Origin of the sequence: Apilactobacillus kunkeei, from assembly GCF_005930975.1 — a bacterium.
GTDB classification, from domain to species: domain Bacteria; phylum Bacillota; class Bacilli; order Lactobacillales; family Lactobacillaceae; genus Apilactobacillus; species Apilactobacillus kunkeei_E.
In genome coordinates this window covers 128,052-135,180 of the sequence record NZ_VBSE01000039.1, presented here as the reverse complement: position 1 = coordinate 135,180, position 7,129 = coordinate 128,052, and the positions used below count along the sequence as shown (strand labels likewise).

Annotated in this window: 6 protein-coding genes and 4 tRNA genes; 9 read left to right on the top strand and 1 reads right to left on the bottom strand. The window is 34.7% G+C overall.

Going from position 1 to position 7,129, the window contains the following annotated elements:
• Positions 1-82: 82 nt before the first annotated feature.
• From FD688_RS04060 to FD688_RS04030, 7 genes are all read left to right on the top strand, one after another.
• Positions 83-155: transfer RNA gene (locus FD688_RS04060), tRNA-Asn, on the top strand.
• Positions 156-219: 64 nt separating this feature from the next.
• Positions 220-292, top strand: a tRNA-Thr gene (locus FD688_RS04055).
• Between the two features lie 137 nt (positions 293-429).
• Positions 430-2,040: a peptide MFS transporter gene (locus FD688_RS04050; RefSeq protein ID WP_138741887.1), complete on the top strand. Its 1,611-nt coding sequence runs from the start codon at positions 430-432 to the stop codon at positions 2,038-2,040.
• A 180-nt stretch (positions 2,041-2,220) separates the two neighbouring features.
• Positions 2,221-2,303 (top strand) — tRNA-Tyr (locus FD688_RS04045).
• Positions 2,304-2,310: 7 nt separating this feature from the next.
• Positions 2,311-2,382: transfer RNA gene (locus tag FD688_RS04040), tRNA-Gln, on the top strand.
• 81 nt (positions 2,383-2,463) lie between these two features.
• Positions 2,464-3,240: a pyrroline-5-carboxylate reductase gene (gene proC, locus FD688_RS04035; RefSeq protein WP_138741886.1), complete on the top strand. Its 777-nt coding sequence runs from the start codon at positions 2,464-2,466 to the stop codon at positions 3,238-3,240.
• Between the two features lie 21 nt (positions 3,241-3,261).
• A complete protein-coding gene (locus FD688_RS04030) occupies positions 3,262-3,981 on the top strand; it encodes a GntR family transcriptional regulator (RefSeq protein ID WP_054607937.1) in 720 nt (239 codons plus the stop codon).
• A 14-nt stretch (positions 3,982-3,995) separates the two neighbouring features.
• Here FD688_RS04030 and FD688_RS04025 read toward each other — a convergent pair whose 3' ends face one another.
• Positions 3,996-4,727 (bottom strand): WecB/TagA/CpsF family glycosyltransferase, encoded by a 732-nt coding sequence (locus FD688_RS04025; protein WP_138741885.1) that lies wholly within the window; start codon positions 4,725-4,727, stop codon positions 3,996-3,998.
• 98 nt (positions 4,728-4,825) lie between these two features.
• Here FD688_RS04025 and FD688_RS04020 point away from each other — a divergent pair, with 98 nt between their 5' ends.
• A complete protein-coding gene (locus FD688_RS04020; protein WP_138741884.1) occupies positions 4,826-6,298 on the top strand; it encodes a nicotinate phosphoribosyltransferase in 1,473 nt (490 codons plus the stop codon).
• Positions 6,298-7,125, top strand: a complete 828-nt coding sequence (nadE, locus tag FD688_RS04015) for an ammonia-dependent NAD(+) synthetase (RefSeq protein ID WP_138741883.1) — start codon at positions 6,298-6,300, stop codon at positions 7,123-7,125. Before FD688_RS04020 ends, nadE begins: the two co-directional genes overlap by 1 nt.
• Positions 7,126-7,129 lie beyond the last annotated feature (4 nt).

Below are 7,129 nucleotides of genomic sequence, written 5' to 3'. Positions count from 1 at the left end.
CGAACACAGAAGTTAAGCTTCTAAACGCCGATAGTAGTTGAGGGATCGCCCTCTGCAAGGGTAGGAAGTTGCCGCGCGTTATTCCGAATTAGCTCAGTTGGTAGAGCACCTGACTGTTAATCAGGTTGTCGTCAGTTCGAGTCTGACATTCGGAGTATATAAAAAAGGTGCTAACACTTGTTAGCACCTTTCTTGTATATTAAAATATACATAGTATTTGCCGGCTTAGCTCAGTTGGTAGAGCATCGGTATCGTAAACCGGCGGTCACAGGTTCAAGTCCTGCAGCCGGCATAAAAAAAACTAGGATTTAGTCATCCTAGTTTTTTTATTTTCATATGATTAATTTTTGGCAAATTGATAAAATTTTAATCAGAGAGTATAATTAGTTACCGTTGCGATGATTTTTTAATTGTTTGGAGGAGTATTAATTGGATAAAGTTGATAATGATAATCAATCAAAGGGCCTAATTTCATTAACATTAACTGAATCGCTAGAACGATTTAGTTACTATGGTATGCAAGCAATCCTTTTGTACTATATGTACTATTCATTGAGCAGTGGTGGCCTGGGTTTCAAGCCTTCCACTGCTGCATCATTGTTTGCAATCTATGGATCACTAAGTTATCTATCCGCTGCATGCGGAGGATATATTAGTGATAGAATTCTGGGCGGAAAAAGAACAGTTTCTCTCGGAGCCATTTTAATTATTTTAGGTCAGTTAATCTTAACGATTCCACTTCATAATACAATTTGGTTATTATTTATATCACTTGTATTTTTAACAGTGGGGACTGGATTATTAAAGCCAACAATAACGACAATGGTTGGAAACTTATATGATGAAAAGTATAACACCAGAGCATATCGTTTTACTATTTTCCTATCTGGAATTAATATTGGTGCATTTTTAGCTCCAATCATTATTGGTTATATTGGAGTTCACGTAAATTTTCATCTTGGATTTTTACTTGGAGCAATCGCAATGATGATAGGACTTACTATCTTTGAAAGACACACTAAAGACTATAATCAAAACAATAGTATTTACACTTTAAATCCAATTGAACCTTATGAAATTAAAAAGTTACTTGATCGAGTCATGTTATTCGTTGTTTCGATATCATTAGTATTCCTATTAATGTATGTTTTCGATGCATTGAATCTCGAAAATATTATTACACTATTAAGCGTGATAACTGTTGTAATTCCCTTCATTTATTTTTTTGTAATCATTAGTAGTAATCAAACTACTCAAAAAGAAAGAAAAGGAATGGTAGTATATGTAATTCTATTCATTTGTGCATCTTTCTTTTGGGGAGTAGAAGAACAAGGACCAATCGTTTTAGCAATGATGGCTAGCGGAAGTACAGACAATGATTTCTATGTATGGAAATATGCTGTATTAGCATTCTTTATTATTGCCTCATTGATAATCGGTTACTTAGTACAAAAAAAGAGTAATAGCACTTTATTAAAGATATTTACTGCTGCAATTCTATTGTTCTTTATTTTTCTAGGTATTTTCCATGATGGCGATTTCCATGTTCATATTTCAAGAACTTGGTATCAAGCAATTAATCCATTATTTATATTAATCTTTACGCCATTGTTTGCTAAATACTGGCACCATAGAGAAAGTAATGCTTTAAAGTCATTTCCACTAGGAGTTCTTTTAGCAAGTATAGGGTGTTTAATTTTATTTATACCAATCAAATTCTTGGCGGGAACTGAAGTTAATCCACTATGGATCTTAGCAACTGTTGGAATGGTTTGTTTAGGAGAAATGCTAATTTATCCAGTTGGGCTATCAGTAACTTACCGGTTAGCTCCTAAGAATTTCCTTTCGCAAATGATGGGTGTATGGTATTTGTCAGCAGCTACTGGTCAGGCCATTAACTCTCAAGTAGTTAAATATTTCTCTATAGATAATGTTAACTACTTCTTGGTACTAGGAAGCATTGGAATTGTTTTATCCATTGTGATGGTAATCTTATTACATCAAGTTCTGCGAGATTTGCACATTAGTAGAAAAAATTAAAAAAAGTGCTTAAAAAGTGTTGACTTAAACCGCGATTTTCGATATTATATTATTTGTTGATTGGTTGAGACATACCAATAACGTCGCAGTTTTAACACTTGCGATTAGGTAAAAAAGTCATTGACAAGCATCTGTGATTTTGATATCATATTTCTTGTTGATTACATTTTATATCTTTTCGGAGGGGTAGCGAAGTCTGGCTAAACGCGGCGGACTGTAAATCCGCTCCTTCGGGTTCGGTGGTTCGAATCCACTCCCCTCCATTTTTATTGGGCTATAGCCAAGTGGTAAGGCAACGGGTTTTGATCCCGTGATGCGCTGGTTCGAACCCAGCTAGCCCAACTACTTGAAATGACTAACTTTTATAGTTAGTCTTTTTTTTATGTTATAATAAACACATCATTTTTAGTTTTGGAGGTTGCTATGAAAATAGGTTTTATTGGTGTCGGATCAATGGCGAAGGCAATGATTAAGGGATATATTAATTCTGGTAAGGTTAATGCTAGTGATATATATGTGCACGCTCCACATGAGGAAAAATATCAAGAATTCGCAAAGTCTACAGGAATTAATTGTAGCAATAGTAATCAAGAAGTAGCACTAAACAGTGACTTAGTCATTTTGGCAACTGGTCCAAAACAAGTATTTGATGCTTTAAAGGATGTTCGAGAATACTTAAATGGCAAGATTCTTGCTTCAATTGCATGGCAAATTTCTATAGAACGTCTAGAAGAGTTAACTAGTTATGATTTGCCAATCATTCGTTTAATTCCAAATGTCAATGTAGAAGTTAACGAAGGAATGTTAATTTACAAGTCTAACGAAAATTTAGTTGATGATAGATTAAAAGAGACTATTAATAATTTAGAACTACTAGGTAAGATGATTGAAGTTTCTGAAGATAAATTTGATGTGTCAGGATCATTAATGGGATGTACACCAGCTTACGCTTATTTATTTGCAGACATCTTTAGTCGTAGTGCTGTTAATCATGGTTTAGACAAACAAACAGCAACTCAATTAGTAGCGCAAGCCATTTTAGGTTCAATGAAGATGATTGAAAAGTCAGAAAAGTCACCAAGTGATTTAATTGACGATGTTTGTTCTCCAGCAGGCGGAACTATCAAAGGATTATTAGCATTGAAAAAGAGTGGTTTTGAAAAGGCTGTAATTGATTGTTTCGATGCTACGCAAGAATAGTAATGAAGGGATAGTGAAATCATGGCTTTGCCAATTTATATCCAAATTCATAATGAAATAAAAAAGAATATCGAAGAGGGAAAATGGAAACTAGGTAGTAGAATCCCGTCAGAAAGACAACTATCAACTGAATTTAACGTTAGTCGAATGACTTTAAGACAAGCAATTCAAACCCTTGTTGATGAAGGTATCTTAGATCAACGCGTTGGTTCAGGTACATATGTTTCCAATGAAAAGGTTCAAGAAAAGATGTCGGGTGTTACCAGTTTTACCGATATTATGTTAGCTCAAGGTAAGTTACCTGCTAGCAAGACCATTTCATATCACACACTAGAACCTTCACTAAGTGAAATTGAAAAACTAAACATCTCTCAAAACGACAAAGTATTGAGAATGGAAAGAATTCGTTACGGTGATGGTGTGCCAATTTGTTTTGAAATCGCTACGGTTCCTGAAAAGATTATCGAAGGGTTAAGTAAAGATGACGTAACTGATTCGTTTTACGCATCATTAAAAGAAAAGAAAAAACTAGTACCGAAAGTGTCCAGGCAAAACGTTTCAGCAACACTTGCTTCTGAAAGAATTGCTGAATATCTAGATATAAAAAAAGGGGATGCCATCCTTTTATTAAGACAGGTAACATCACTACAAAATGGACAACCATTTGAATACGTTCGTACTCAATACGTGGGTGAAAGGTTTGAATTTTATTTAGATAGTAAAAAAAGTACATTCGACTAATGTCGATGTACTTTTTATTTTGATTCATTCTTCTTTTGTTTTTTTACTAAACGAATGAACTTTGGTAATGCCAACATGCGCTTAAAACGTGTTGGTTCCTTGATTAAACGATATAGCCATTCAATGTGATGATTGATCCAAAATTGTGGTGCACGTTGTACATGACCAGATAAGACATCAAAACTGCCACCCAATCCAATCCATAGTCCATCGTTTACATGACGATGTTTTTCGATGAAGTATTCTTGTTTAGGAAAACCTAAGGCGGCAAAAACCATATCAGGCTGTTTTTGTTTGATTTCAGCGGCAATTTCATTATCATCGGTAAAATACCCGTCATGATACCCAGAAACGGTTAAACCCGGATATTTTTGCGGAATAATCTTTTTTAAATCCGCGATTACTTCTGGTTTGGCACCAAGAAAGTATGCAGATTTCTGATTTTGATTACCCCAATTTAATAGGTCCAATAAAATATCGTATCCAGTAATTCTTTCACTCATATCTGAACCTAAAATATTGGCACCCATGACGATACCAATCCCGTCGGCAACAAGATAGTCAGATTTTTTAATTGTATCGGTGTATTTTTGATCGTTTAAAGCATGAACAACGATTTCAGGATTAGCGGTTACGACAAAAGTATTTTCACGATTATCGATTCTTTTCTTGATATTTTCCATGAAATCGTTGAATGGACTGTTTAAAAAATCAAAACCTAAAATATTAACATTTTTATTTTTCATTGCAATACCTTCAAATAAATTATTATGATTATTTCTTTAATTAATGATAAAATAAAAGACAATAAATTGCGACAAGTATTAGGAGGATTTCATAAAAAATGTCAAATGAATTTGATAATTTAACATTACATACTGATGCATATGAAATCAATATGATGCAAACTTATTTTCAAGCAGGTTTGCAAAATCGTCGAGCGGTATTCGAAGTTTACTTCAGAAAGATGCCGTTCGAAAACGGTTTCGCTATTTTTGCGGGATTAGAAAAAGTAATTAACTATATTAATGATATCAACTTTACTGATGATGATATTGAGTTCTTACGTTCTCAAAACGAATATACCGAAGAATTTTTAGAATATCTTCGTAATTTTAAGTTTAATGGATCAATCCGTTCTTTGGTAGAAGGTGAATTGGTGTTCAATAATGAACCAATGCTTCAAGTTGAAGGAAATGTTTGTGAATGCCAATTAGTTGAAACAGCTATCTTAAACATCATTAACTATCAAACATTGATTGCTACTAAGGCCGCTAGAATTAGAATGGCAGCAGGGGATGATCCACTGCTAGAATTTGGTAGTCGTCGTGCCCAAGAAACTTCAGCAGCCATCTGGGGAACTAGAGCTGCTTACATTGGAGGATTCAATGCAACATCAAATGTTTTAGCAGGTAAAAACTTTGACATTCCAATTAGTGGAACTCATGCCCACTCATTAGTTGAATTATTCCAGGATGACTACAAAGCTTTCAAGGCTTATGCACAAAGTCATCACGAATGTGTTTTTCTAGTTGATACATTTGATACCTTAAAGAGTGGTGTTCCTAACGCCATCAAGGTTGCCAATGAAATGGGTGACAAGATTCATTTTGCAGGTGTTCGTATCGATTCTGGTGATATGGCATATCTATCAAAGCGCGTCCGTGAAATGCTAGATGATGCTGGATATAAAAATGCCAAAATCTTTGCTTCAAACGATTTGGATGAAAAAACCATCACTAGTTTGAAGATGCAAGATGCTAAGATTGATGTGTGGGGAATTGGTACTAAACTAATTACCGCCTTTGATCAACCAGCTCTTGGTGCCGTTTATAAGATGGTATCAGTTGAAAATGATAATGGTGAAATGGTCGATACCATTAAGCTATCAAACAATGCTGAAAAGGTATCTACACCAGGTAAGAAACAGGTATGGAGAATTACAGAACGTAAAGACGGTAAATCAGAAGGTGATTACATCACGTTAGATGATGAAAATCCAAATGATGAAGATAATTTATACATGTTCCATCCCCAATACACATATATTAATAAGACATTGACTGATTTTGATGCTAGATCTTTACTAAAGGACATCTACAAAGATGGTGAATTGGTTTATGACCAACCAAAATTAGCCGATATCAAACAATATTCAGAAGATGTATTATCTTCATTGTGGCCTGAGTACAAACGTGAGTTAAACCCACAAGAATACCCAGTTGATTTATCAACCAAATGTTGGAACAACAAGATGAGCATTATTAAAGATGTTCACGATAAAATCAAAAATAAGCAAGACAAGGGTGAATTGTAATGAGAGAAAAGCAAGCAGAAATCATTGATGCTTTAAAAGTAAAACCATCAATCAATCCAAAAGAAGAAATCAGAAACAGTGTTGACTTTCTAAAGAGTTACTTAAAGAAAAACACTTTCTTAAAAACTTTAGTATTAGGAATTTCAGGTGGTCAAGATTCTACTTTGACTGGTAAGTTAGCACAAATCGCGATTAACGAAATGCGAGAAGAAACTAATGACGATGAATACAAGTTTATCGCCGTTAGATTACCATATGGAACTCAAGCTGATGAATCCGATGCAATGGATTCAATTGATTTCATCCAAGCTGATAAGACTATTCGTGTAGATATCAAACCAGCAGCTGATGCTGCAGTTGCTTCTGTTGAAGCTGATGGGATGGAAATTTCCGACTTCAATAAGGGAAATATTAAGGCAAGACAAAGAATGATTGCTCAATATGCAATTGCTGGTCAAACTCATGGTGCTGTTCTAGGAACCGACCATGCTGCAGAAGCGGTAACCGGTTTTTACACTAAATTTGGTGACGGTGCTGCTGACATTACTCCTTTATGGCGTTTAGATAAACGACAAGGAAAGTCAATGTTGGCTGAATTAGATGCACCAAAGCATTTATATGAAAAAACTCCAACTGCCGACTTAGAAGATAATCGTCCAGCTTTACCTGATGAAGTTGCTTTAGGCGTAACTTACGAAGATATAGATAACTACCTAGAAGGTAGAGAAGTTTCAAAAGATGCTGCAGAAAAGATTGAAAACTGGTATATTAAAACAGAACACAAACGTCATCTACCAATTACTATTTACGATGATTTTTGGAAGTAAGAAG

Coding starts and splice junctions, on each gene's coding strand:
- proC (WP_138741886.1), top strand. CDS start 2,464: ATGAAAATAGGTTTTATTGGTGTCGGATCAATGGCGAAGGCAATGATT.
- FD688_RS04030 (WP_054607937.1), top strand. CDS start 3,262: ATGGCTTTGCCAATTTATATCCAAATTCATAATGAAATAAAAAAGAAT.
- FD688_RS04025 (WP_138741885.1), bottom strand. CDS start 4,727: ATGAAAAATAAAAATGTTAATATTTTAGGTTTTGATTTTTTAAACAGT.
- FD688_RS04020 (WP_138741884.1), top strand. CDS start 4,826: ATGTCAAATGAATTTGATAATTTAACATTACATACTGATGCATATGAA.
- nadE (WP_138741883.1), top strand. CDS start 6,298: ATGAGAGAAAAGCAAGCAGAAATCATTGATGCTTTAAAAGTAAAACCA.